This window comes from Cellulomonas sp. NPDC055163, from assembly GCF_053607065.1.
In genome coordinates this window covers 725,916-749,441 of sequence record NZ_JBSGSU010000001.1, presented here as the reverse complement: position 1 = coordinate 749,441, position 23,526 = coordinate 725,916, and the positions used below count along the sequence as shown (strand labels likewise).

The 23,526-nt window shown below is 72.4% G+C and carries 23 protein-coding genes and 1 tRNA gene; 13 read left to right on the top strand and 11 right to left on the bottom strand.

What is annotated here, in order from left to right:
- Positions 1-47 precede the first annotated feature (47 nt).
- On the bottom strand, positions 48-977 hold the full coding sequence (locus ACWFNE_RS03195) for a hypothetical protein (RefSeq protein WP_452121015.1): 930 nt from the start codon (positions 975-977) through the stop codon (positions 48-50).
- Between the two features lie 257 nt (positions 978-1,234).
- On the opposite strand from ACWFNE_RS03195, the gene ACWFNE_RS03190 reads away from it, so the two are divergent.
- Both ACWFNE_RS03190 and ACWFNE_RS03185 read left to right on the top strand, forming a co-directional pair.
- The gene (locus ACWFNE_RS03190; protein ID WP_452121014.1) at positions 1,235-1,774 is read left to right on the top strand and encodes a peptidylprolyl isomerase; all 540 of its coding nucleotides are present in this window, start codon (positions 1,235-1,237) and stop codon (positions 1,772-1,774) included.
- 17 nt (positions 1,775-1,791) lie between these two features.
- Positions 1,792-2,655, top strand: coding sequence for a rhomboid family intramembrane serine protease (locus ACWFNE_RS03185; protein WP_452121013.1), 864 nt, complete (start codon positions 1,792-1,794; stop codon positions 2,653-2,655).
- A 307-nt stretch (positions 2,656-2,962) separates the two neighbouring features.
- On the opposite strand, the gene ACWFNE_RS03180 is transcribed toward ACWFNE_RS03185, so the two are convergent.
- On the bottom strand, positions 2,963-3,208 hold the full coding sequence (locus ACWFNE_RS03180) for a cell division protein CrgA (RefSeq protein WP_452121012.1): 246 nt from the start codon (positions 3,206-3,208) through the stop codon (positions 2,963-2,965).
- Positions 3,209-3,309: 101 nt separating this feature from the next.
- Between ACWFNE_RS03180 and ACWFNE_RS03175 the strand changes: the two genes are divergently transcribed.
- Genes ACWFNE_RS03175 through ACWFNE_RS03160 form a run of 4 tightly spaced genes read left to right on the top strand, consistent with a single transcriptional unit; the run spans position 3,310 to position 5,745 of the window.
- Positions 3,310-4,149, top strand: coding sequence for a DUF881 domain-containing protein (locus ACWFNE_RS03175; RefSeq protein WP_452121011.1), 840 nt, complete (start codon positions 3,310-3,312; stop codon positions 4,147-4,149).
- Positions 4,146-4,952 carry a class E sortase gene (locus ACWFNE_RS03170; protein WP_452121010.1) on the top strand — a complete coding sequence of 269 codons (807 nt, stop codon included), beginning with the start codon at positions 4,146-4,148 and terminating at the stop codon, positions 4,950-4,952. Before ACWFNE_RS03175 ends, ACWFNE_RS03170 begins: the two co-directional genes overlap by 4 nt.
- Entirely contained in the window at positions 4,949-5,110 is a 162-nt protein-coding gene (locus tag ACWFNE_RS03165) for a hypothetical protein (RefSeq protein WP_452121009.1), read from the top strand. The genes ACWFNE_RS03170 and ACWFNE_RS03165 overlap by 4 nt, the downstream gene beginning before the upstream one ends.
- Positions 5,110-5,745: an aminodeoxychorismate/anthranilate synthase component II gene (locus ACWFNE_RS03160; protein ID WP_452121008.1), complete on the top strand. Its 636-nt coding sequence runs from the start codon at positions 5,110-5,112 to the stop codon at positions 5,743-5,745. The genes ACWFNE_RS03165 and ACWFNE_RS03160 overlap by 1 nt, the downstream gene beginning before the upstream one ends.
- A 187-nt stretch (positions 5,746-5,932) precedes the next feature.
- Here the strand turns inward: ACWFNE_RS03160 and pknB are convergent, their stop codons facing one another.
- From pknB to ACWFNE_RS03125, 7 genes are read right to left on the bottom strand one after another with little or no spacing between them, the layout of a single operon-like run.
- Positions 5,933-7,942, bottom strand: coding sequence for a Stk1 family PASTA domain-containing Ser/Thr kinase (gene pknB, locus ACWFNE_RS03155; protein ID WP_452121007.1), 2,010 nt, complete (start codon positions 7,940-7,942; stop codon positions 5,933-5,935).
- Entirely contained in the window at positions 7,942-9,465 is a 1,524-nt protein-coding gene (locus ACWFNE_RS03150; RefSeq protein ID WP_452121006.1) for a serine/threonine-protein kinase, read from the bottom strand. Before ACWFNE_RS03150 ends, pknB begins: the two co-directional genes overlap by 1 nt.
- A complete protein-coding gene (locus ACWFNE_RS03145; protein ID WP_452121005.1) occupies positions 9,462-10,922 on the bottom strand; it encodes a peptidoglycan D,D-transpeptidase FtsI family protein in 1,461 nt (486 codons plus the stop codon). The genes ACWFNE_RS03150 and ACWFNE_RS03145 overlap by 4 nt, the downstream gene beginning before the upstream one ends.
- Complete coding sequence (locus ACWFNE_RS03140) at positions 10,922-12,415, bottom strand: FtsW/RodA/SpoVE family cell cycle protein (protein WP_452121004.1); 1,494 nt, start codon at positions 12,413-12,415, stop codon at positions 10,922-10,924. Before ACWFNE_RS03140 ends, ACWFNE_RS03145 begins: the two co-directional genes overlap by 1 nt.
- Positions 12,415-13,722 carry a Stp1/IreP family PP2C-type Ser/Thr phosphatase gene (locus tag ACWFNE_RS03135; RefSeq protein ID WP_452121003.1) on the bottom strand — a complete coding sequence of 436 codons (1,308 nt, stop codon included), beginning with the start codon at positions 13,720-13,722 and terminating at the stop codon, positions 12,415-12,417. Before ACWFNE_RS03135 ends, ACWFNE_RS03140 begins: the two co-directional genes overlap by 1 nt.
- Positions 13,723-13,729: 7 nt before the next feature.
- A complete protein-coding gene (locus tag ACWFNE_RS03130; protein WP_452121002.1) occupies positions 13,730-14,242 on the bottom strand; it encodes an FHA domain-containing protein FhaB/FipA in 513 nt (170 codons plus the stop codon).
- Between the two features lie 9 nt (positions 14,243-14,251).
- Positions 14,252-14,959, bottom strand: a complete 708-nt coding sequence (locus tag ACWFNE_RS03125; RefSeq protein WP_452121001.1) for an FhaA domain-containing protein — start codon at positions 14,957-14,959, stop codon at positions 14,252-14,254.
- 389 nt (positions 14,960-15,348) lie between these two features.
- On the opposite strand from ACWFNE_RS03125, the gene ACWFNE_RS03120 reads away from it, so the two are divergent.
- Positions 15,349-15,431 (top strand) — tRNA-Leu (locus ACWFNE_RS03120).
- A gap of 235 nt (positions 15,432-15,666) precedes the next feature.
- On the opposite strand, the gene ACWFNE_RS03115 is transcribed toward ACWFNE_RS03120, so the two are convergent.
- The gene (locus tag ACWFNE_RS03115; protein ID WP_452121000.1) at positions 15,667-17,532 is read right to left on the bottom strand and encodes a hypothetical protein; all 1,866 of its coding nucleotides are present in this window, start codon (positions 17,530-17,532) and stop codon (positions 15,667-15,669) included.
- Complete coding sequence (locus tag ACWFNE_RS03110) at positions 17,532-18,455, bottom strand: hypothetical protein (RefSeq protein ID WP_452120999.1); 924 nt, start codon at positions 18,453-18,455, stop codon at positions 17,532-17,534. The genes ACWFNE_RS03115 and ACWFNE_RS03110 overlap by 1 nt, the downstream gene beginning before the upstream one ends.
- 665 nt (positions 18,456-19,120) lie before the next feature.
- Here ACWFNE_RS03110 and ACWFNE_RS03105 point away from each other — a divergent pair.
- The 6 genes from ACWFNE_RS03105 to ACWFNE_RS03080 all read left to right on the top strand — a co-directional run bounded on the left by ACWFNE_RS03105 (position 19,121) and on the right by ACWFNE_RS03080 (position 23,493).
- Complete coding sequence (locus tag ACWFNE_RS03105; protein ID WP_452120998.1) at positions 19,121-19,348, top strand: hypothetical protein; 228 nt, start codon at positions 19,121-19,123, stop codon at positions 19,346-19,348.
- Positions 19,349-20,292: 944 nt separating this feature from the next.
- Positions 20,293-20,649 carry a helix-turn-helix domain-containing protein gene (locus tag ACWFNE_RS03100; protein WP_452120997.1) on the top strand — a complete coding sequence of 119 codons (357 nt, stop codon included), beginning with the start codon at positions 20,293-20,295 and terminating at the stop codon, positions 20,647-20,649.
- A gap of 686 nt (positions 20,650-21,335) precedes the next feature.
- A complete protein-coding gene (locus ACWFNE_RS03095; protein ID WP_452120996.1) occupies positions 21,336-21,698 on the top strand; it encodes a hypothetical protein in 363 nt (120 codons plus the stop codon).
- 53 nt (positions 21,699-21,751) lie between these two features.
- Positions 21,752-22,432, top strand: coding sequence for a hypothetical protein (locus tag ACWFNE_RS03090; RefSeq protein ID WP_452120995.1), 681 nt, complete (start codon positions 21,752-21,754; stop codon positions 22,430-22,432).
- Positions 22,419-22,784: a hypothetical protein gene (locus tag ACWFNE_RS03085; RefSeq protein WP_452120994.1), complete on the top strand. Its 366-nt coding sequence runs from the start codon at positions 22,419-22,421 to the stop codon at positions 22,782-22,784. Before ACWFNE_RS03090 ends, ACWFNE_RS03085 begins: the two co-directional genes overlap by 14 nt.
- The gene (locus ACWFNE_RS03080; RefSeq protein WP_452120993.1) at positions 22,777-23,493 is read left to right on the top strand and encodes a hypothetical protein; all 717 of its coding nucleotides are present in this window, start codon (positions 22,777-22,779) and stop codon (positions 23,491-23,493) included. Before ACWFNE_RS03085 ends, ACWFNE_RS03080 begins: the two co-directional genes overlap by 8 nt.
- Positions 23,494-23,526 lie beyond the last annotated feature (33 nt).

Here is a 23,526-nt window from a genome sequence, read left to right as displayed (position 1 = left end):
CGGCTGGGCCGGATCGGGACCGGATCAGGTCCGAACCAGGACCGGGGTCAGAGCGTCCCGCGGTCCGTCCGGTCCTCGTCCGTCGTGCGCTCGGGCGCCGTCTCGACCACCGGGTCGGGGGCCCCGCCGGCGACCGGGACGATGGGCGCGACGGCCGACGTGTCCGGGAGCGACTCGTCCGCGTCGCCCGCGGCCGAGTCGGGCCGCTTCGAGGCCGAGCGGCGCGTCGTCGCCTTCTTCGTGGCCTCGCTGACCTTCTCCGTGAGGTCCTCGCGCGCCTCCGTGACCTTCTCGGCCGCGCGCTGCGCCGCCTCACGGCTCTTGGCGACCGTCACGCCCGCCGCCTCGCCGACGGCCTCCGCGGCGCCGCCCACGCGGTCCGTGAGGTCCTCACGGGCGTCGTGCGCCCGGGTGCGGAGCCCGTTGCTCGACGTGTCCGCCGACGTCGGCTCCCACGGCTCGGCCCACGGGTCGGTCTGCGCGCGCGAACGGGTCCACGCGGCGAACGCCGCAGCCGCACCGGCGATGCCCGCGAGGATCCAGAAGGTCTTGGCGCCGCGGTGCGACTTCTGCGGCGCCGTGGCCTCGGCGGCCTTGTCCGCGATGGCGCCCGCCTTGACGGCGGCAGCGTTCACGGCGGCGACGACGCTCGGGATGAGCTCGTCGACGAGCTTGTCGTGCGCCGAGTCGATCGCGGGCGACGCGGCCCCGGCGGCCCGCTCGACGCGGGGGACGGCAGCCTTGAGGCTCTCCTTGTAGAGGTGCTCGACGCGCGGCACGAGCCACTCGATCGCGGCCTCGGCCTTGGGCGTGCCCCACTCCTTGGCGTGCGCCGCGGCTCCTGCGGCCTGTCCTGCTGCCTCGGCGGCCTGCACCTTCGCGGCGGCGGCGAGCACCGCCGCCTTCTCTGCGGCCTGGAGCTTGAGCTTCTCGGTGTCTACGGAGTCGAGGTTCGGGCGTCGGATGGCGAAGGTCATGTCCACTCCCCGGTTCTGCGGCTGGGTCGCTGCGGCTGGGTCGGCTGCGTTGATCCCACACTCTGCCACCAGACCGGTCGACACGCAGGTCCCGGGCACGAACGGGCGCTGCCGCGGCTGCCGTCCTGGCCAGGGTGTTCGCCGCCGGCGTACCCCGGGGTGGGGACCGCGCGGCGCCCGGTCGAGCGGTGCGCGCCTTCCCGGACGGGCGCCGGCCTCCCCGCGCAGGCGCGTCGCTGCGTGGGAAGATGGGCGGCATGTTCGCGACACTGCACACGACCGCCGGTGACATCCGGATCGAGCTCTTCCCGAACCACGCGCCGAAGACGGTGGAGAACTTCACCGGCCTCGCGACCGGGAGCAAGGCGTGGAAGGACCCGAAGACGGGTGCGGAGAGCAACGCCCCGCTGTACGACGGCGTCATCTTCCACCGCGTGATCCCCGGCTTCATGATCCAGGGCGGCGACCCGCTGGGCACCGGCACGGGCGGCCCGGGCTACAACTTCGACGACGAGATCCACCCCGAGCTCGGCTTCACGGAGCCCTACCTGCTCGCGATGGCGAACGCCGGCCTGCGCCGCGACCCGGTCACGGGCAAGAACGGCGGCACCAACGGCTCGCAGTTCTTCATCTCGGTCGCGCCGACCACGTGGCTCACCGGCAAGCACACGATCTTCGGCAAGGTCGCCGACGACGCGAGCCGCGCGGTCGTCGACACGATCGCCGCTGCGCCCACAAGCCGCGGCGACCGCCCGGTCGAGGACGTCGTCATCAGCTCGGTCACGATCGAGGACTGAGCGGTCCCGATCACCGCATGAGCGCCGACCAGCCTGCCGCTGCGCCCACCGGCCCGCCCGAGGGTCCGCCCGTCTGCCCGCGTCACCCGGACCGCGTGTCCTACGTGCGCTGCCAGCGGTGCGGGCGCCCGACGTGCCCCGCGTGCCAGCGGCAGGCTGCCGTCGGCGTGCAGTGCGTCGACTGCGTCGCCGAGGCCGCGCGTGCGACGCCGGCCAACCGGACGATCTTCGGTGGGACGGTCCGCGCGGGCCGTCCGGTCGTGACGATCGGGATCATCGCGGCGTGCGTGGTGAGCTTCGTGCTCCAGCAGGTCGACCCGGAGTGGACGCTGCGGTGGGCGTTCTGGCCGGCGGTCGGCGAGGTCGAGCCGTGGCGGTTCCTCACGGTCGCGTTCCTGCACTCCCCCGCCAGCGTCATCCACATCGTCTTCAACATGCTCGCGCTGTGGATGGTCGGGCCGTTCCTCGAGCAGGCCCTGGGCCGCGCGCGCTTCGCCACCCTCTACGGCCTGAGCGCCGTCGCGGGGTCGGTGGGCGTGCTGCTGCTCGCGTCCCCGCTCGACGACTCGTGGCGCACCCTCACCGTGGGCGCCTCGGGGGCCGTGTTCGGGCTGTTCGGGGCCGTGTTCGTGGTGATGCGACGGATGCGGCGCGACGTGCGCGGGATCGCCGTGGTGATCGGCCTGAACATCGTCATCGGCTTCGTGCTGCCGGGCATCGCGTGGCAGGCGCACGTCGGCGGGCTCGTCGTGGGCGCGGCACTGGCGGCGGCGTTCGCCTACGCCCCGCGCGAGCGCCGCGCCGCCGTGGCGGTCGGTGCGCCCGTGCTCGTCGGGCTGCTGCTCCTCGGGCTCGCGCTCGCGAAGTATGCCCTGGTCTGACCCGATTTCCCCAAGGTTCCGCACAGGTGGTGAATTACACAGGTGTAGTTGTCCACAGAGATGTCCACCGCTGGGGATGGATAACAGGTCGACGCAGGTCAGGAGCCCGAAGACGTCCTATGACCGGTGATTCTCCTGTGGGCGCCGGGAGCGTCGGTGGGGACGAATAGGGCATTCCTGTGGAACGACGCGTCGGAGGTTGTGGAAGAGCGACCCCGTCCGCCGACCCCGCCGGTGACGCGCGAGATGCCCGGGCGACGTCGGGCTGCAGCGCCGCGAGACGTGACGGCGTGCGCGTCGGGCTGGCTCAGCGCCAGCGCGTCGTGAGGGCGAAGCCCGCGAGGATCAGCGCGAAGCCGATCGCGAGGTTCCACTGCCCGATGCCCGGGATCGGGTACTCCGAACGCATGATGTACGTGACGACGATCCACACGAGGCCGAGGATCATCAGGCCGAGCATCACGGGCACGAGCCACCGCGGGCTCACCTGGGGACCGCTCGCGGCGGGCGGCGGCGTGTAGGCGGCCTTCTTGCGGTTCTTCGACTCGGGCACGGCTGCTCCTGTTCCAGCGGTACGGCAGGCCGGGGCACGTCGGCACCGACCCGCCAGAATGTGGCTTAGCGTAGTGGCGAGATCGCCGGAGAGGAGCACGAGTGCCCGACCACCCGCACCGTGCTGCCCGTGCCGCGCGCGGAACGCTGTCCGTCGCGCTCGTCCTCGCCCTGGCCGGCGCCCTGTTCGCGGCCAACGCGCGGCTGGCCCGGACGACCGGGGAGCGGCACCCGCAGGACCTCGCCGGGCTCGCCGAGGTCGAGGAACGCCGGCTCGGCGTCCTGCTCGACGAGGTCGCGACGCTGCGCACGGACGTCGAGCGCCTCACGGCCGCCCAGGCGGAGCTCGACGGCATCGTGATCGAGCCGCTCGCGCCGGCCGCCGAGCTGGAGGCGGGCCTCGTCCCCGTGACCGGGCCCGGGCTGGTCGTCGAGCTCGAGGACGCCCCGGCGGACGCCGCGCGGCCCACGTCGGTGCGCCCGGACGACCTCGTGGTGCACCAGCAGGACCTCCAGGCGGTCATCAACGCGCTGTGGGCGGGCGGCGCCGAGGCGATGGGCCTCATGGACCAGCGGGTGATCTCGACGAGCGCCTTCCAGTGCATCGGCAACGTGCTCTCGCTGCACGGCCAGCCGTACTCGCCCCCGTACGTCGTGCGGGCCGTCGGTGACCCGGCCGCGCTGCGCCGCGCGCTGTACGCGTCGCCGGAGATCCAGAACTACCTGCGGTATGTCGACGCGGTCGGCCTCGGCTGGTCCGTGACCGTCGCGCCGGAGCCGCTGAACCTGCCCGCGTACGCGGGGGCGACCGAGCTCGAGCACGCGCGCGTGCCCGAGGGCACCGAGGTGCTGCCCGGGCTGCCCGACGGCGGGACCGCCACCGAGCGGGACGGCACCGACGACGAGCGGGGCCGCGAGGAGCGGGCGGGGGACTCCGCGTGAGCGTCGAGACCCCGACCCGGTCGAACCCTCGGCACAGCCGCTCGAGCACCTCGTCGCGCGGGCGGTCGACCGCGTTCGGGGTCCTCGGGGTCGTCGGCGAGCTGCTCATCACCCTGGGCGTGCTGCTGCTCGCGTTCCTCGTCTGGCAGCTGTGGTGGACCGACGTCGTCGGCAACCGGGCGCAGGCGGAGATCGTCCAGGAGCTCGACTGGGACGTCGCGCCCACGGCCCCGACGCCGGACGCGACCGAGGGCCCGACAGAGCCCGTCGGCCCCGTCGTGGCCGCACCCCGTCGCGACGAGCCGCCCGTCGCCGCCGAGCCCGAGCACGCGACGACGTTCGCGACGATCCAGGTCCCGCGCTGGGCCGGCGAGCCCGAGCGGCCGATCAGCCAGGGCGTCGAGCGCGGCACGGTGCTCGACGAGCTCGGCATCGGCCACTACCCGGGGACCGCGATGCCGGGCGCCGTCGGCAACTTCGCCATGGCCGGCCACCGCACCACCTACGCGAAGCCGTTCAACCGGGTCGCCGAGCTGCAGGCCGGCGACCCGCTCGTGGTGCGCACCGCCGACACCTGGTACGTGTACCGCGTGACGTCGACCGAGATCGTCACGCCCGCCCAGACCGAGGTCGTCGCGCCCGTCCCCGGGGACCCCGGCGCGGCCCCGACCGAGCGCTTCATCACCCTGACCACGTGCCACCCGATGTTCTCGGCGCGCGAGCGGTTCATCGTGCACGGGACGCTCGACTACTGGGCGCCGGTCGCGGACGGCATCCCGGCCGAGCTCCTCGGAGGCGCATGATGTACGGATGGCTGTGGCGGCACCTACCGGGCCCAGTCCCGGTGCGCGTCGTGATCCTCACGGCCGCGGCGCTGGCCGTGCTCGCCGCGTGCTTCCTGTGGGTGTTCCCGGCGATCGCGCCGTTCATGCCGTTCAACGACACGACTGTGGGTGAGTGATGGCCAGGATCCTGGTGGTCGACAACTACGACTCGTTCGTCTTCACGATCGTGGGCTACCTGAACCAGCTCGGCGCCGAGACCGTCGTCGTGCGCAACGACGCCGTCCCGCCCGTCGAGGAGCGCACCGGGTTCGACGGCGTGCTGATCTCGCCCGGACCGGGCACCCCGGCCGAGGCCGGGTCGAGCATGCAGGTCATCCGGGACTGCGCCGAGAGCGGGACGCCGATGCTCGGGGTCTGCCTCGGGCACCAGGCGCTCGGCGAGGTCTTCGGCGGCACGGTCACGCACGCGCCCGAGCTCATGCACGGCAAGACGAGCCTCGTCGAGCACGACGGCACGGGCGTCCTCGCCGGGCTGCCGACGCCGTTCACCGCGACGCGGTACCACTCGCTCGCGGTCGTCGACGGGACGGTCAGCGACGAGCTCGAGGTCACCGCCGAGGTCGGGTCCGCGCACGGGCGCGTCGTCATGGGTCTGCAGCACCGCACGCTGCCGCTGCACGGCGTGCAGTTCCACCCCGAGAGCGTGCTGACCGAGGGCGGCCACCGGCTGCTCGCGAACTGGCTGGCCGTGTGCGGGGACACCGACGCCGTCGCCCGGTCCGAGGGGCTGCACCCGCTCGTCCGGTCGTAGCGAGCGCGCGGTCGGCGACCGCAGCCCGTCGCACGCCGTCCGGGCCTGCGCACGCCGCCGCGTCGCACCCCTGCCCTGCGTGACGCCCGCGTCGCATCCCGCGTCACGCCCGCGTCACGCCCCCGTCACGACGAAGGCTCCGGACCCTCGCGGGTCGGAGCCTTCGCCGTCTGCTGGGTGCCGCGCGTCAGCCGGTCTGCGTCGGCGAGGGATTCGGCTGGCCGTTGCGCGGCCCGCGCGAGACGTCCACGAAGACGACCGACCCGGGCTCGACCTCGTCGCCCCGCGTCGGGTCGGTCTTGAGCACCGAGTCCTTCGGCTGGTCGCTGTCGACGTCACGGCGCTGCGGCTGCAGCCCGAGCCCGGAGAGCGTGCGGCTCGCCTGCTCCCACGACTGGCCCACGAGACCGTCGGGGATGAGCAGCGCGGTCGGGGCGACGGCCACCTCGAGGCGCACCGACGAGTTCTGCGGGACGAGGTCGCCTGCGGCCCGGCTCTGGCTCACGACCGTGCCCGGGGGCTGCTCGTTCGTCTCGACCTCGGCGGTCGTCGAGCTCAGGCTGAGGTCGGCGAGCGCCTTCTCGGCGTCGGCCTGCGGCTGCCCCACGAGCTCGGGGACCACCACGTTGCCGCTCGCGATGAACACGGTGACGGCGGCGCCGGCCTTGGCCGAGGTGTTCGCGGCGGGGTCGGTCTTGGTGACCCGGTCCTTCGGGTACGCGGCGCTGTCCTCGGGCGTGATGGACCCGACGGTGAGGCCCGCGGCCTCGATCTGGGTGCGCGCCGCGTCCTGCGTCAGGCCGGTGACGTCGGGGACGGTCGCGGTGTCGGGCCCGGTCGAGACCTGGACCGTCACCGTCGAGCCCTTCTCGGCCTGCGCCCCGCTCGCGGGGTTGCTCGACACGACGTTGCCCTCCGCGATCGTGTCGGAGGCGACCTCCTCCTGCGCCCACACGAGGTCCACTCCCTCAATCTCGACCTTGGCCTGGGGTGCGGGCATGTCGACGATCGCCGGCACCGCAACCGTCTCGGGCTCGTCGTTGTTCGACGCGTTGGCGGCGATGAGCGCGATGATCCCGGCGACCGCGAGGACCGCGACCGCGATGAGCGTCCACATGAGCCAGCGCTTGCTCTTCGGCTCGTCGTCCTCGCCGACGGCGCCGGTCCCGGCACCCGTCGGGGGCAGCACGGTCGTGCCCGGGCCGGTGGGCGCCCACGGCGCGGGACCGGTGGCCACGACCTGCGTCGTCGCCGGGCCGGCAGCGCCGAACACCTGCGTCGCGTCGTCGTTCGCGCCGGTGGCCACGAGCGCACCGACCGGGGGAGCGCCGACGTGGCCCCCGCGCGCGGCGGCCTCGAGGTCGGTGCGGAACTCGGCGGCCGTCGAGTAGCGGGAGTCGCGGTCCTTGGCGAGGGCCTTGAGCGTGATCCGGTCGAGCGAGTCGGGGACGTCCGCGGCGAACATGCTGGGCGCCGGGGCGGCCTCGCGGACGTGCTGGTACGCCACCGCGACGGGGGAGTCGCCGACGAACGGCGGGCGCCCGGTCAGCAGCTCGAAGAGCAGGCAGCCCGTCGAGTACAGGTCGGAGCGCGTGTCGACGGTCTCGCCGCGCGCCTGCTCGGGGGACAGGTACTGCGCGGTGCCGATGACTGCCTGCGTCTGCGTCATGGTCGCCGCGGAGTCCGCGACAGCGCGCGCGATGCCGAAGTCCATGACCTTGACGGCGCCGGTCGGCGTCAGCATGACGTTCGCGGGCTTGATGTCGCGGTGCACGATGCCCGCGTGGTGGGAGTACTCGAGCGCCGACAGCACGCCGGCCGTGATCTCGACGGCCTCCTCGATAGGGACCGCGTTGCCGTCGCGCAGGATGTCGCGGACCGTGTGGCCCTCGACGTACTCCATGACGATGAACGGCACGTGCGCGACGACGCCCGACGGCTCGGTGACGAGGTCCTCGCCGGTGTCGTAGACCGCGACGACGGCCGGGTGGTTGAGCGACGCGGCAGCCTGGGCCTCGCGGCGGAAGCGGGCCTGGAACGAGGGGTCGCGTGCGAGGTCGGAGCGCAGGACCTTGATCGCCACGGTCCGTCCGAGCCGCGTGTCGTGGCCGATGTGCACCTCGGCCATGCCGCCGCGGCCGATCAGCTCACCGACCTCGTACCGTCCACCGAGGATCCGGGATCCGTCGTCCACCACTAGGCGTCCTTCGCTGTCGTCGTCCACGTGCCTGCTGCCCTGTCGGCAACCCGCGCACGTTCCGTGATCATCCCATCGAGGCCGTCCCGGAGAGCGTATCCGGGGTGGCCGGCCGTCGTGAGGGTGCCGGCAGCCGCGCGGGCCCCGGTCGCCGGGACCTGCGTGACGGTCGTCGTCGTTCTCGTCGTGCCGGTCGCGCCCAGCGCGGGCTCGCCCGGGGGTGAGCCGCCCTCGGCGCCGGTGAGCCTATCGGCCAGGGCCGCCCCGAGGAGAGCGACGACCAGCAGGATCAGCGCGACGAGCGGCCAGGTCAGCCGGCCGAGCTTCCCGAGCCGGTTCCCGGTGGTCGTCGACGTGATCCACGCGGCGCGGGTGGGGGCCCGGTGCGTGCCGGCGGAGCGCCGGACCTCGGTCGCGTCCCGCAGCTCGCGCCGCGGCGGGTACGACGGCGGGTGCCCGTCGTCGTCGCCGTGGCCGTGCGGTGCGGGCGGGATCGCCGCGGGCGCCGCGGGGGACTTCGCGGCGGCGGGCGCGGGGGGTGCGGCCGGCGCCGCGTGCCCGGCGGGCGGCTGCGCGGCGCGGCGGGGCCCGGGCTGCTGGGTGGGCGGTGCGACGCGCACGTCGGAGCCCGGCGCGATCATCGTCGTCCCACCGCGGCCCGAGGAGCGGCGGGCGGGGACGACGACGGCGACGCCGGTCGCGGGCGTGCGCTCGACCATCTCGTCGAGGATGCGCGCGAGCTGCGCGGCCGACGGCGGGCGGTCGCGGGGGTCCTTCGCGAGCAGGCTCAGCACGATGCCGGCCAGCCGCTTGTCGATCGCGGCGGGCAGCGGCGGCACGGGGGCGTTGACGTGGGCGACGGCGATGTCGACCGCCGTCGGGCCGGTGAACGGGCGCTTCCCGGCGAGGGCCTCGTACGCGACGATCCCGAGCGAGTACAGGTCGGAGTGCGGCGTCGCGGGCTGCCCGACGGCCTGCTCGGGCGACAGGTACTGCGCGGTGCCCATGACCATGCCGGTCGCGGTCATCGGCACCTGGTTCGTCGCGAGGGACACCCCGAAGTCGGTGATCTTCACGCGCCCGCCGCGCCCGAGCAGGATGTTGCCGGGCTTGACGTCGCGGTGGACCACGCCGGCGTCGTGCGCGTGGTGCAGCGCCCGCGCGGTCTGGGCGAGGATCGGCAGCAGCTTGCGCGGCGGCAGCACGGGCTCGCGCTCGAGCAGGTCGCTCATGGGCTCGCCGAGCACGAGCTCGATGACGAGGAACGCGGAGCCGTCCTGCTCGCCGTAGTCGTAGAGCTGCGCGATGTTCTGGTGCGAGAGGGCCGCGGAGTTCCGGGCCTCGGTGCGGAACCGGGACAGGAAGTTGGGGTCGCCCGCGAACTCCTCGCGGAGCACCTTGATCGCGACGTCGCGCGCGAGCGACTCGTCGTGCGCGACCCACACCTCACCCATGCCGCCGACGGCGATCTCCCGCACGAGGCGGTACCGCTGGCCGAGCACGACGCCCGCTGCTGCTCTCACTGGGCCAGCACCGCCTCGATGACGGCCTTCGCGATGGGTGCGGCGACCTTGCCGCCGGTCGCCTCGTTGCCGACCGCGCCGCCGTTCTCGACGACGACCGCGACGGCGACGCGCGGGGCGTCCGCCGGGGCGAACGAGGTGAACCACGCGTGCGGCGACTCGTCCTCGCGGCCGGTCTGCGCGGTACCCGTCTTGCCCGCGACCTGCACGCCCGGGATCTTCGCGGCCTTGCCGGAGCCGTTCTCGACGACGCCGACCATCATGTCCCGCAGCGCCGCGGCGGTCGTGGGGGAGACCGCCTGGGAGAGCCGGCTCGGGTCCGCCTCGCGGACGACGTCGAGGTCGGCGGTCCGGACCGTCTGCACGAGGTACGGCTCCATGAGCTCGCCCTCGTTCGCGATCGCGGCGGAGACCATCGCCATCTGCAGCGGCGTCGCCGTGACCGAGTACTGCCCGAGCGCGGAGAACGCCGTGTTGGGGGCGTTGACCTCGTCGGGGAAGCGGCTCGGCGCGACCTTCATCGGCACGTACTGCTCGTCGTCGTCGAAGCCGAACTTGTCGGCCTGCTCGCGCAGCGCGTCGGCCCCGAGGTCGAGCCCGAGCTGGGCGAATGCGGTGTTGCACGAGACGCGCAGCGCGTCGGCGAGCGTCGTCTGCCCGCCCGAGCCGCACGACGAGCCGCCGTAGTTCTTGACCGTCGCGCTGGTCTGGGGGAGGGGCAGCTCGTCGGGCGCGGTCAGGAGCGACTCAGGCGTCGCTCGCCCCGACTCGAGGGCCGCCGCTGCGGTGACGAGCTTGAACGTCGAGCCCGGTGGGTAGGTCGGGCCCTGGATCGCCTTGTTCTCGAGCGGGTCGCCCTCGGCCGCCAGGAGCGCCTGGTACGCGGCGTTCGCCGCGGCGGAGTCGTGCGTCGTGAGCTGGTTCGGGTCGTACGACGGCTTCGAGACGAGGGCGAGGATCGCGCCGGTCGACGGGTCGAGCGCGACGACGGCACCCCGCTGGTCCCCGAGCGCGTCCCACGCGGCCTGCTGCGCCGCCGGGTTCAGGGTCAGCTCGATCGACGACCCCTGCGGCTGCTTGCCGGTGATGAGGTCCTGCAGCCGGGACAGGAACAGCGAGTCGGCCTGCCCGTTGAGCACGTCGTTCTCGGCCCCCTCGAGCATCGTCCCGCGGTGCACGATCGAGTAGAAGCCGGTCACGGGTGCGTAGAGCTCGCCGTTCGCGTAGCTGCGCTGGTACTTGAACGCGTCGTCGACCGGGGCGGACGACGCGACCGCCTCGCCGGCGACGACGATCGGCCCGCGCGCCCGGCCGAACTCGCGGTACAGCGTCCGGACGTTGCGGCCGTCGTTGTTGAGCGCGTCGGCCTGCACGAACTGGACCCAGGTGGCGCCGCCCATGAGGACGACGAACATGCCGACGACGACGGTCGCGAGGCGGCGCAGCGGGGTGTTCATCAGCGCACCCCCCCGGGGCCGGCGATCCGCTCGGTCGGGTCCGCGCTCGGCTGCGGCTCGCCCTCGCGGCGGGGCGCGCCCGCGCGCGAGGAGCCGGGCGTGCGCACGGGCAGCGGCGCGGTCGTGGTGCCGGGCGGGGGCCCGACGACGAGGTCGGGCGCCGGGCGTCGGGCGTCGTCGGAGATGCGCAGCAGGAGCGCGACGATGATCCAGTTCGCGAGCAGCGACGAGCCGCCGTACGCGAGGAACGGGGTCGTCAGGCCGGTCAGCGGGATGATCCGCGTGATGCCGCCGACGACGATGAAGCACTGGAACGCGACGACGAACGCGAGGCCCCCGGCGAGCAGCTTGCCGAACCCGTCGCGCACCCCGATCGCCGTGCGCAGGCCGCGCTCCGCGAGCACGAGGTAGCACAACAGGATCCCGAGCAGCCCGGTCAGGCCCAGCTCCTCGCCGAGCGACGCGACGATGAAGTCGGACTCCGCGTACGGCACGAGGTCGGGGCGGCCCTTGCCCCAGCCGGTGCCGAACAGCCCGCCGCCCGCGAGCCCGAACAGCCCGCCGACGAGCTGCCCCGAGCCACCGGGGGCGCGGTTGTAGATCTCCGGGTCGAGCGCGTGCAGCCACACGTCGAACCGCGCGGCCACGTGCCCGAACGTCGTCGCCGCGAGCACCGCACCGCCGAGGAACAGCCCGAGGCCGATGACGACCCAGCTCGTGCGCTCCGTCGCGAGGTAGAGCATCGCCACGAACAGCCCGAAGAACAGCAGCGACGTCCCCAGGTCCCGCTCGAGCACGAGGACGCTGATCGACACCGCCCACGCGAGCACGAGGGGGCCGAGGTCGCGGATGCGGGGGAGCTGCAGGCCGAGGACCTTGGGCCCGGCGAGCGCGAGCGTGTCCCGGTTGGTCACCAGGTAGCCCGCGAAGAACACCGCGAGCACGAGCTTGCCGATCTCGGCGGGCTGCAGCGAGAAGCCCGCGAACCGGATCCAGATGCGCGCGCCGTTGATCTCCGCACCGAGGCCCGGGATGAGCGGCAGCACGATGAGCAGGAGGCCGACGACCATCGCCGTGTACGTGTAGCGGCGCAGCGTGCGGTGGTCGCGGAGCACGACGAGCACCCCGGCCGCCAGCAGCAGCGCGACCGCCGTCCACCCGAGCTGCCGCGTCGCGAAGTCCTGCTCACGCCCGCGCGCGACCATCCCGAGGTCGACGCGGTAGATCATCGCGAGGCCGATGCCGTTGAGCGCGATCGCCACGGGCAGGATCACCGGGTCCGCGTACGGCGCGCGCCACCTCAGCACCACGTGCAGGCCGAGCGCGAGGGCCGCCATGCCGACGCCGTAGCCGACGACGTTCCCCGGGAGCTCCCCGGTCACGCCGAGGCCCGTGAGCGCGTACGCGGCGAGGCCGATGAGCAGGGCGGGCACGAGCAGCGCGAGCTCGACGCCGCGCCCCGGGCGCACCCGATGCGGCTGGATGGTGGCCATCAGCCGGTCGCCGCGTTCTCACGAGCGGACTGCTCGAGCAGCTGGACCCGGTGCCGGGCGTCGTCGAGCGAGTCGGACTGGATGTTCTGGTCGAGGCGCTCGCGGACGTACGGCGGCAGGTCGTCGACGCGCGCGTCGCCCCGCTCCGCGACGGTCGAGAGCGCGATCGGGCCGATGTTCTGCGGGATGCCGCGGTAGATGACGACGTCCCCGCCCTCGGCGCCGACGAAGTACTGGGTCTGCGTCCACTGGTAGCCGAGGTACCCCGCGACGCCCAGCACCGCGAGCAGCAGCAGCGACAGGAACCAGCCGATCACGCGGCGGCGCCGGCGGCGGCGCGGGTCGACCTCGTCGGCGTCCTCGTCCTCGTCGGTGCCCGCGCTCGGCAGCAGGCCGGCCGCGGTGCCGTCCTCGTCGCCGTCGGTGTCACCGGCTGCCTGCGCGGCCGCGACCTTCTTCGCGAGCGTCGCCGCGCGCGCCGACGGGCTGTCCGCCGCGGCCGTCGGACGGTGGCGGGAGGTGGCGGCCGAGCCCACGACGCTCGCCGCGGTCGTCGGTCCGCCGCCGTCGGGCACGTCGTCGAGCTCGACGACGTCCGCGACCACGACCGTCACGTTGTCGCCGCCACCCGCCCGCAGCGCGAGCTGCACGAGCCGGTCCGCGCACACGTCGACGTCCTGCAGGCCCATCAGGGTCTCCGCGATGGTGTCGGCGCTCACGAAGCCCGAGAGCCCGTCGGAGCACAGCAGCCAGCGGTCGCCCGGCCGCGCCTCACGCACCGACAGGTCCGGCGCGACGTCCGGGTCGAAGTCGCCGAGCACCCGCATGACGACCGAGCGCTGCGGGTGGTGCTCGGCCTCCTCGGGCGTGATCTTGCCGGTGTTCACGAGGTGCTGGACGAACGTGTGGTCGGTCGTGACCTGGCTCAGCACGCCGTCGCGCAGCAGGTAGCCGCGGGAGTCGCCGAGGTGGACCATCGCGAGCTTGTTGCCCGCGCGCAGGATCGCGGTGACGGTCGTGCCCATGCCGCTCAGCTCGGGATCGGCCTGCGTGCGCGCCACGATCTCGTCGCGAGCCGCGTCCAGGGCCTGCTCGAGCTCGTCGAGCGCGTCGTCGGGCCCGTGCGACTCGCCGTCGAGCGGGGCGAACGCCGCGACCGCGACCGACGACGCCACGTCGCCACCCGCGTGCCCGCCCATGCCGTCCGCGACGACCAGCAGGTGCGGCCCGGCGTACGCCGAGTCCTGGTTGTTGGACCGGACGAGGCCCACGTCCGACCGTGCGGCGTACCGCAGCGCGATGCTCACGGCGGCGCTACCTCTGCAGCTCGAGGACGCTCTGACCCACGCGGACCTGCGCCCCCGGGGTCACGGGCGTCGGCTGCTCGACCTTCTTGTCGCCCAGGAACGTGCCGTTCGTCGACCCCAGGTCCTCCACGAACCAGCCGCCGTCCTGCGGGAAGATCCGGGCGTGCCGGGACGACGAGTAGTCGTCGTCCAGCACGAGCGTGCACGACGGCGCGCGACCGATCAGGACCGACGACGCGCCGAGCGGGATCGTCGTGCCGCGCAGCGGGCCCTCGGTGACGACGAGGCGGGTCGGGGCGCTCTTGGCGGGCTTGCCCTGCGGGCCCTTCGCGGCGCCCTTCGCCGGCGGGGGCGCGCTCTGGCCCGGGGCCACCGACGCCGGACCCTTGGAGCGGCCCCGACGGTCGACGATCTTCGTCCCGTACAGGTCGCGCCGCAGCACCCCGATCGCCGAGGCCACGAACAGCCACAGCAGGACCAGGTAGCCGAGACGCAGGAGGGTGATCGTCAGCTCAGACATACCGGCCGTTCACTCGTCCCGGTCATCGGACGCGCCCGTCCAGAACATGATGCGCGTGCGCCCGATCGTCAGGGTGTTGCCGTCGAGGAGCGTCGCCGCCGGGACCTGGTGGCCCTCGACGTACAGCCCGTTCGTCGACCCGAGGTCGCTCGCGACGACCCCGTCGGGCCCGACGCGGATCTCCAGGTGCCGGCGCGACACGCCCGGGTCGTCGACGATGATGTCCGCCTCCGAGCCCCGACCGATCACCGTGACCGGGCCCGTCAGCAGGTAGCGCTGGCCGTCGATGTCGACGAGCGGGTGCCGCGTGCTCGGGGTCGCCGCCGCAGCCGGGGCCACCGCGCCGCGCACCGTCGCGCTGCGGATCCGGAACCGGCCCGTCTCGAGGTCGTCGTGCTCGCTGAACTGGACGGTGACCGGCCCGACGAACGCGTACCGCTGGCTCGCCGCGTGGTCCGTGACGTTCGCCGCGAGCTCGTCGGCCAGCGCCTCCGCACCCCACGCGTCGACCTGCGCGTGATCGTCCGGGGAGAGCTCGATCGTGAACTCGTTCGGGACGACGGTGCGGTCGCGGTCCACCACGGCGGCGCGGTCGTCCACCTCGCGACGCAGGGCGCTCGCCAGCTCGACCGGCTTGACCTCGCTGCGGAACGCCTTGGCGAAGGCGTTGTTCACGACACGCTCCACACCGTGCTCGAACTTGTCGAGGATGCCCACGCCCTCACCTCCCTCGTGCGTCGTGTCGTGCTGCGGTCATCGGTGCGTCGCTGGTGCGTCGTTGTGTGCCGGGGCGGTGGTGCTCGCGTCCGTGGGGGGTGCGCGGGCGGGTCCGGATCCGGTATCGGCCTTGATCGTATCCACGGTGGGCCGTTGCGGGCGGGTTCGCGGGGCCGATCCTGTCGAGTGGTTCGGGATCTGGGGGGTGGATGTGGTGATGGGGGCGTGTTGGTGGAGGTGATCCGGGGGTGTGGGGGTGGGTCGGTTGGGGGTGTGGGGCGGTGGCTGGCGGCGTGGCGGCGGAGCTCGCGGGCGTGGCGTCGGGGCTGGGTCGCGCCGCGGGGCTTGGTGCCGGAGCGCGGTCCGACCGTGATAACGTTCTGCGGCGCGCGCGAGTGGCGGAACGGCAGACGCGCTGGCTTCAGGTGCCAGTGTCCGAAAGGGCGTGGGGGTTCAAATCCCCCCTCGCGCACAGGGGCTTGTTCGTCTAGGACGAGCCAGGCAGTTTGGGTAACCCCCGGTCGGAGCGACTCCGGCCGGGGGTTTCGCATGTACGGCGCTGACCTGCAGGTTCGCTAGCACGCTGGTGTGCTGGCTCCGCATTCTGCCCGCGAGTCGACGGGCGCCTACGCATGCCGACGAGCCCGCTGACCGGGGTGGTCAGCGGGCTGTACAGGTCGGGCTCTTCAGTTCAGGGGCGGCTGTGGTCAGCCAGGTTGCCTGGGGGGTGCTCCGTCATGCGCCTGGAGCGGCGAGGGGACGCCGGTCCTCGGGTACGTCGGGCGCGGCTCACGCCTGCGCGGGATGTCGGGGTGCGCCAGCCGCTCGTGCAGCGCCCGCCGGCGAGGCCGACGCACCCGGTGCGCGTTCTCGGCCTCGAAGTCAGGATCTGTGTCGTCGCCGATGGCGACCAGCCACGGGTCACGTTGCTTGCGGGTCGTGTACCAGTCGCGCAGCTTGCGGACGTTCACCCCGATCAGCCCGAAGGCGATCAGCGCGTGGTTGCGGGCTGCACCGCGGACGCGGCACCAGCTGCGGGAGAAGTGCATGCCGCGGTGGGTGCGGAGCTCGGAGTTGAGCGACTCGATCGCGGACCGGCGACCGTAGGACGCGACCCACTGCGTCGTGCCGAACAGCAGCGCCTGGCGCTCGCGGGCAAGGAGGTCGAAGGGGACCGTCACCGTCCTCGAGCACCCGCACGTCACCACCTTCTTGCCGCGCGCGTCGACGCGCGCGGGCTCGCAGTGGAGCGTCGGCCGGTCATAGCCCTTGCGCCACGAGACCGGGTTGTTCGGGCACCGGACGAGCCCGCGCAGCGCCGGACCGCGGTACCGCTGCGCGCCCGTGTCGTCGACGTCGCCGAACGGGGCGAACGCGTACGCGATCCGCTCGTCGTAGAGGGCGGTCAACCGGACCTTGTCCTCGGTCGTCATGTTCAGGGAGAAGCCAGGCAGGGTGCGCAGCCGCTCCGGAAGAGCGGTGCTGAAAAGCCCGCCGTCTACCCAGATGGAGTGCTCGACAGGACCGGGGCGGACCCCGCGCTGGTTCTTCACGAGGTCGAGCGTCTGCTCGATGCCTCGGGCACGCAGCTGCGTCGCCCACTTCTCGGCGGTGAGATAGGTGTAGCCACGGTCCGAGAGGACCTCGCGGACGACGCGGCCGGCAGCGACCAGGGCATCGAGGGTCAGGAGACCCGCGGCCGCCTTGTCGGAGCCGGCCGGAGCGGTCACGACTGCGAGGGCGGTGTGCGGGAGCGGGGTCGACCCGAACTCGGGCACCGGTGTGGCGATGTGCACGTCGTACCCGCAGAACACCTCCTTCGCGCGCAGGTTCTTGCCGGACCGGTAGCCCTCACGGGCGCACGCGTCGACGGTGTGCTGGGCGCGGCCGTCGGAGCCGACGCGGGGCCAGCCCGGTGTGGAGAACGTCTCCGCCGACGTGACCTTCTCGCCCTCGTCCTCGGGCCGGACCGCACCGGAGGACGTGTCGACATCCGGCTTCCGGTCCCAGGAGCGGCGCGCGGCCCACGCCTCCTTATCGGTCGAGTCGATCGCGAACACGCCCGTGTCGCAGGCCGACCCGTCCGGGAACGCCGAGGCGTTGAGCAGGAGCGAGGCGAAGACCTCGCGCGTGATCGCCCGACCGCCGGTGCAGGCAACCGGGCAGTCCAACAGCTCGCCGGTCGAGCGGACGACCTCGAGCGGGTGGCTGTGCGCCGTGACCACGCGCCCCGCATCCAGGGCGGTCGTCAGATGGTCGAGGTTGTCCCACAGCTGGGAGTACGACACGCGCGAGGGGATGAGGCCGTCGCGGAGCATCTCGTTCGCGACCCTGTGCACGAGCGAGATGTGCATGTCACCACCACGGATCCCGGCGGTGATGTACACGACGAGCACGGTGCGCCACGAGACGCGCCGAGGGGCGCCGACCGTCGACGTGAGCGAGTACTCGAGCGCCTCTGCCAGTCCCGTCCCGTCGACGATGCTCTCGGCGATCCGCGTCGCCTGAGTCAGCGAGTGGTCGCACGCCGCCGTCTGGATCCGCGTGAGCGGGGCGAAGACCACCTCAGGCATCATCGGAGGCCGCCGATCAGGGCGTGGAGCTCTGCTGGTTCGCGCATCGGGACGAACTTCGCCAGGTCCTCCCACCCCTTCGTCGTCTTCACGCCGGCGAGGTGCCGCAGCTCCGACACCCGCACCCCCATCGTTAGGAGGTGCACCATCCACGTGATCCGCAGCCGGTTGGGAACCAGGCGAGGCGCACCTGGCGGGATCTCGACCTGCGCGAGGACCGCCGAGGTCCAGTTGCGTACCGGTGTCCGGTCGGAGAACAACGGGCGGTCCTGGTAGCGCCCCGCGAGGAGCATCAGCTCCTCGGTGAACGTGGGCAGCACCGGCACGGAGCGTCCGAGCCTGCCGGGCACGTGCGCCACCACGACGCCGTCGACCAGCTCGATGCTGGAACCATGGATCAGGGAGTACTCGGGGCCTTGCAGCCCGCCCCCGTAGCAGAGTGCGACCGCTGTGACCGCGGCCCGCCTCCTGGTCTCGCTCTTCTGGTGGCGGGCGACGTCCCACAGCCACTCGACGTCGGCACTCGTGTAGGGGTCGGAGAACGTGGTCCGCCGGATCCGCGCCGGCTCGGGGGCCCACTCGGCTCGCTTCGTGACCTTCCGCCCGATGCGGCGTAGCGCAGACCGGTACGACGCCCGGGAGTGGTCGGCCAGGTGCCGCATGCCCGTGGCAGAAAATCTCTCGACGTTCTCCTCGGAGTAGAGCAACTCGAGGTCCAGTGGGATGTGGTGGTCGAGCGCCCAGACGGCCAGCATCGTGCACGCGCGCATGGTGAGGTAGACCGCGGACAGGGAGTCCGGCTCGTAGCGCCGAGCGGCACCTCGCACGTGCTCGCGCACGAGGCTCCACTGCTCCGCGCTGACGACCCCCTTCGGTGCGTAGGTCGTGATCCGGTGATCGAGGAGCTCGCGGGTGACGGGCACCACTGGCCGCTTGGCCGTTCCACGGGCCCTAGACATGACGAGCCGCCGAAGTTGCTGTGCTCGTGGCACCGGTCGACCGGGGGAACGCTGGCAGCACGTGGGCATGCCGGACTACAGTGCCCATACGGCACCTCTCAGAGACGGGACGGGACCGACAGCCCTGGAGCGGTAACTCCACGGCGAGCGAGAGCGTCACCCGGTGGGTGGCGCTTTTTGCTTGCCCTGGCTGCGGACGTGTCTGTATTCGGATGTCCGGGCGTCGGCCCGGGAGCGGCTTCTTCTCCCGCTCGCCTCCCATCATGAGAGTGCGTCTGGACGGAAAATCGGACACGCGGCGCTGAAATAGTCGACACTTGTATCCGCGCGGAGCTGGCGAGACCCGAAGTGCGAGCGTCGATGGTGCTCTGGAGCCTTCGAGGGGCGCATCGTCGCTGGTAGGAGATCCCACAACGATCGGAACCGAAGCGAGGACAGAGGGAAACGAAATGTCGACAGGCGGGTCTGCGAGGTCGTGCATCGACTGCCGGAGCTACGGCGTGGAGGCTGCCCGGGCCGGGCGGTCGCCACGGTGCTACACGCACGCCAACCTGCGGCGGAGATGGACCATCGCTCGGTCGAAGGCAAGGAGCCGTGGAGCGACCGACTACCCGCCGTACGACCCACAGGTGCTCGTCGCGATGAAGGTCGTGGTCACCCGGGAGCGAGTCATCGCGCTCGACGACCTGCAGCGTGCGCTCCAGCGGGCGCTGCAGGAACTCATCGGGGACGTCGAGCCCGGGTCGCTCGACGCGCTGCGCGTGATCGCCCAGAGCAGCATCGGGCTCTCCCGGATCGTGGAGGACCTCAAAGCCGCCGGCGGGATCGGAAACCCCGCTGACCGGGGCCGCCGGTGAGGGACAACCGCGTCACCTCTCTCCCCATGGACGACACGCGAGAGCGCGCACAGTGGGAGGTTCGTGCCACGAGCGCACCTCGTTCGACGCCGAGCTCTGATCCTCGAGGCGGTCCTCGCTGTCGGCCCGAGCCGTGTTCGGCACGACCGGCAACGACCACCCATCGTCGAGCGAGGCGGGTGGTTCGCTCGCCTCGCATCACGGTGACGCAGGAGGGGTGGGTGTGGACTCGCAGGCCGAGCCATACCGGTGCACTGTGCGTGTGCGAGCGCAGACGCTCCGTCGAAGCTCGAGCCAGTCGCGCGACCGCCACATCGCGGTCATGAAGCCCACCTGATCGATCAGGTCCAACAGCTGAACCCGAGTCGCCCCCTGGCGATGCAGGTCGAACACGGCGTGCCGTAGCTGCTCGATGTCGGATGCGAGCGGGTCCTGGTGCTGAGCAGCGCACCAGTCGAGCCAGGCCCTGCACGCGGTGACCATGCGGTCCTGGAACCTCTGATCATTGATTCCCATCGACGTTCCATCCCTTCGGACTCGTCCCGCGGTGGAGGTCTCAGACCTTCGGAGCGACGGTGGTGGTCGTCAGCACCGGACCGGCCGAGCGGGGATCCGATCGGTCCCGTCCTCGGCTCGAGCGCGACGGGCGCCGGCGCCGCAGCGAGGAGCGCCCCGACGGATGCATCGAGAGGTGCCGCCGCGACAGGCGGGTGAACAGCGGGACGACGGGATGTGCCAGAGCCGGCGCGACGCATGCCGCCGTTCCGAATCGAGAGATGGACGTGCCTCCTTCGTGGCGGTCGGAAGGCCGCCGGGGAGTCTGGCCGCGTGCGCACGACCAGGCTCTACTCCACTCATAGTCGTCTCAAAATGGCTCCAGTCAAGACCTGTGGCGATTCGTGAACGCGCCACCGGCACTGTCACCGTCGCTTAGTGTCTAGACGGTGCCGCACCATCGGGACTCCACTCATAGTGGGTCGACCTGCGCAAACTCCACTCATAGCGTCGACCGGGTGCCTGACCGGGAACTAGACGCGACGCGACGCCGAGCTTTTGGGGCGACGCTGCGCCTCATGAGGTCCGAGGCCGGCTTGACGCAGGAGCAGCTCGCGCACAAGTCGGGACTCGCGCGCACCTACATCGGCTCTGTCGAGACCGGTAACCGCAACATCTCCCTGCATGCGATCTGGCAGCTGGCCACTGCGTTGCACGCATCGCCGAGGTCCTTCTTCCCCGCGGTCGAGCCCGACCCGAGTGAGGGGACGGCGAAGGCGCCGGCGCACACCGGCGACAAGGGCTGACCTCCCCGCCCTCGACTCAGATCGCGCCGGGCCGCGGTGCGAGCCTCGGCGTGCCAGCCGCTCTGACAGCATCGATCGCATCTGTGATGCGCCGCCCCGCCTGCCGCGACATGCGCTCGCCGCTGTAGCGCCGTCCGGCGCTGGGCAACCGGTCGGAGCCTCGGCGATTGACATCGCTCTACACCCGGGTATGTTAACTATGAGTGGCATTGGCGGGAGGCGCCCGAGCTCAGAACATGCCCAACGTCCGGGTGCTCGACCGACGGCCCGGGCTCCGACGCAAAGCGGCCAGTCACGAGTGGAGTGCACATGTCTCCCGCAGTCCCGCCCTCATCCGGCGTCCGCCACCGGAACGACGTGCTCGCCGGCGTCCGGTGGTGGGGTGGCGCGTTCGTCGTGACGGCTCTCGGGCTGGTGACCGCAGTCGCGTCCTGGGCGAGCGGCGACCGGCCCGGGGTCGTGATCATGCTGCTCGGGCTGACCCTCTCGTGCGGTGCATCGACCCTTCGGCTGCGAGACGAGTTTCGGCGAGGGTGGCGGCGCGGCTACGAGACCGCGATCCGAGGCATCCTCGAGCGCGCCTCTGGTCGCACGTCCACCGCCGAAGTCCGGACCATCGTGAACGGTGACCCGACCCCAGAGCCGTGGCATTCCCACGTGTCCGTCCGTGTGGAACGGCGACGTCCATGAGCGCGGCCGTGCACGGCGAGCTCGTGCTGGCGGAGGTGTCGGGCGTCTGGGCGATCCGCACGAGCAGCCAGACCGTCTACTACGTCGATGCCGACGTCCCTGCTCTGCTGCGTCGGGTCGGTCCGGGCTCGTCGCTCGGCATGGCGGACGACCGATGGGTGCCACTGGTCTCGGTGTCGTCGATACTCGCGCGAGACGCCGGGGTGATCCGGGTGGGCGACCGCCACAAGTACGTCTACGACTACGACCCGCGAGCGTCGGAGTACGGCTGGTGGGTCCAGCGCCAGGTGGCGCGGATCGAGCCGATCGAGCCTTCTGCCCTCGCCGACCTGCCGGCCCGGCTCGGACGACGAACGTGACGACCGGGCGCCCCACCGGTGCGCGCGGGGAACCGTCGATCCTTCGTGCGCACGTGGAGCTGGACGCAGGCGCGACCGTGCACCTCGAGGTCGCCGAGGACGTGGCGGACCGACTCGGTCAACGCTTGCTGGCCGACCTGTTCGCGGTCGGTCTGCACGTTCCGGAGCCGGCCGGCCCTCCGGACGGGCACGCGTTCCCGAGGCTCACCCTCGAGGGCGACGCGCGGTTCCTGGTGGGCGCCTACGACCTCGGTCCCGAGCGGGGTCTCGAGGTCGTAGCCCGAGGCGCGCACCACGTCATCGACGTCGGGCTGCGTGAGTACCGCGACCGAGGGCCGGAACCTAAAGACGCGGCGCCGACGAAGCGACGGCCGACGGGACTCTCCGGCGAGGAGTCCGGCATGCCTGTGGACGACGCCGAGATCGTCGTCGACGTGAACGACGCCGCATCCTCGCTCCCCGAGCTGCTCGGGTACGTGACGCGTGGCAGCCGTGTGGTGCTCACCGAGAGCGGCGACCGAGTGGCCGCCCTCGTGTCGTGGCACTGGTACGCCCTCCAGCGTGAGCGGCTCGCCCGCAGCGCCGCCGCGTACTGGACGGCATGGCGGGGCGGGGACTTCGACAACTTGAGCTATGCCGTCGAGGTGATGGGCGTGCTCGCGCCGACCGACGGCCCCACGCCCATGCCGGCGAACGGAGCGGACAGCGAGGGTCGCGACGATGGAACCGACTGACCCGATGCGAGACCCGGGTAGGTGGCTGGTCACGACGGCATCCGGCGCCCGGCACCTGATCGACTCGAGGGACGCCGATCGGGCCGTGACGGTGACCCGGTTGACCGGTGGCGCCGATGGTCCTGATGGCCCGTTCTGGCTCCAGACGCTCCGACGTGACGAGCAGGCCGTTCGCGTCATCACCATCGAGCACGACACGAACGGCGCGATGCGCGACGGCATCCTCCTCGGCTGCGACATGTTCCTCACCTTGGAGCCGCTCGACCCCGCCGCGGCGATCACCGTCCGGCGCACCACCCCGGTCGTGTCGATCGAACCGCAGTTCCCGGAGGTGCCGAGCAGCGATGGCTGACGACTCGGGTCCGGCCGACGGCGGCGCCTCCAGCTCCGTGGGCGAGCTCCGTGCACAGGCGGCCCGGCGACGCGGCGAGCAGGTTGCCGCACGACGACGCCTTCTCGAGCTCGCTCCAGGTGACCTTCGTGACCTCGACGCCGCGGCCGAGTGCGGGTGCAGCTGCCACCCCAGCCCGGGTGACGACCCCCACGGAGGCAGGACATGCTCGTGCCAGCTCACCCCGGGCGAGCGCGCCCGACGCCATGCCGACCTGGAGAAGGCGCTCACTGCTTCACGTGCCGCGTACGCACTCGTGCACCGGGCGCGTGCTAACGAGCTGGTCGCGGCAGCGACCGACCTCGGGGTCGAGGCGGTCGAGGACGGCCCTGGCGCGCCCTGGGTGATCGTCGGCACGGTCGACGGGCACGGCTTCTACATGCGGGAACGGTGGGACACCTACGAGATCGTCGTCGCCTCCGATGACGACCCCACGATCCAGCCCTGGGGCGCGCCGATTGGGACGCCGACGACCGTGATCCGCTCCGGCACGATCCATGACCTGCTGCCAGGTGGGTCGGTGAGCTACCGGCACGTCATCTCGTTCATCGTCGGGGAGATCCGCACGTACCTCCGGCAGCAGGCGTGCGAGCACCCGAGCGCTCCGGGCGACCGGTACTGCCGAGCGTGCGGTTCGCCTTTCATCGACCCAGCGGTGCGGTCGGCATAGGCAACCGTGCTCGACGCTCCGGTGTTCACCCCG